This is a genomic window from Massilia sp. TSP1-1-2 (assembly GCF_049896185.1).
Classification (GTDB): domain Bacteria; phylum Pseudomonadota; class Gammaproteobacteria; order Burkholderiales; family Burkholderiaceae_D; genus Telluria_A.
Genome location: NZ_JAFCTU010000108.1, coordinates 1 through 1,131 on the forward strand (window position 1 = coordinate 1; position 1,131 = coordinate 1,131).

1 protein-coding gene and 1 pseudogene are annotated in these 1,131 nt (G+C 57.0%); both read left to right on the forward strand.

What is annotated here, in order from left to right; translation table 11 throughout:
* Positions 1 to 347: 347 nt before the first annotated feature.
* Positions 348 to 710, forward strand: a complete 363-nt coding sequence (locus ACP7BV_RS27085; protein ID WP_426107996.1) for a hypothetical protein — start codon at positions 348 to 350, stop codon at positions 708 to 710.
* A gap of 139 nt (positions 711 to 849) precedes the next feature.
* A pseudogene (locus ACP7BV_RS27090) lies at positions 850 to 1,131 on the forward strand (hypothetical protein); the annotation flags it as partial.

Genomic DNA, 1,131 nt, shown 5'->3' on the forward strand with positions numbered 1-1,131 from the left:
GCATGCCCCCATGATGCGTTATCTAAGATTTGTTTACAACAACTTTCTACACTGTGCGCTCAGGCTGAATAGTCACAACCGCCGAAGGGTTCCTCCCGACGAACAAGCGGCCGACCAGCCTTTACTAACCGAGATGGCGCCTCGATGCCCCGGGCGACGGCTTACACTGCGCGGCGACACCTCCCCGCGTCGGCGCCATGAAAAAATGCGAAGTCAAACTGTAGGTCTTTATGGCATCTCTGGAAATGATGAGATGGCCATTGTCACTACAGGCCGACGAAAATCCCGGAAACTGATGCGACTGCCCTCGCCTCCAATCTTCTACAACTGCCGCTAAAAGCCCGCCCATGAGCGCGATAAACTTCCTATTTCGAAAACCCCACTTCCCAATCATCGTTGACACCGGCACTGGCCTCATTGGCGCCAAATCGTGGGTAGCGTGCGAAAGGCAGCTTGCGACAGTCACGTTCGCAGACACGGCGCCGCGAGAGGTCATCGACGCGACTGCGGAGGCGTTTTCCCTGTATCCAGAGCACATGGCCTTCTCGCCGCTGACATTCAAAAAACGGTGGACGAAACTGGCTATCATTGAGCTCTATAACAGCGCAAAAGGACCTGGCCGCCCAGAATATCCGACGACGTCGCTCGGCTACACGAGCCTGGAGAAGGTGGTCACGGAGTTCGTGGAGCTGCTGACTGCTTCGAAGTGAGTCGGCGAAAGCGGAAATTTCAGATAAATCGTTTATATGATGAAGAGCCTGCCTTGCGAACCATGCGAGAATGCTAGACGGCGACAAACCGGCCCGCGATGGCCGTCGACAAGAGGCCTTACAGGGAAAATTTCGAAAAATGGCTACAGCATACAAATTTGAGTTCGCGCCGCGCTTCCGTCGCGGCGCCTTCGGCTGGAAGTCGACCGTACCCATCCAGCGCATAAAAGAAGCGCTCGTTGAAATTAAGGGCATCGCGAAGAAGGAGCCGGTCCTGGCCGCCGAGGGGGCCGTGCTCTTCCTGGAAAAGCTGGCGCCGGCTATCGCGCAGGTGGACAGCAGCTCAGGCAGTATTGGAAGCGCCGTCAATCGGGCCATCGAGACCCTCGTCCCAATCCTCGCGACGGCCGGTGTCGCCCGG

Excerpts from the sequence above, each read along its gene's own strand:
- ACP7BV_RS27085 (WP_426107996.1), top strand. The coding sequence starts at position 348 with ATGAGCGCGATAAACTTCCTATTTCGAAAACCCCACTTCCCAATCATC.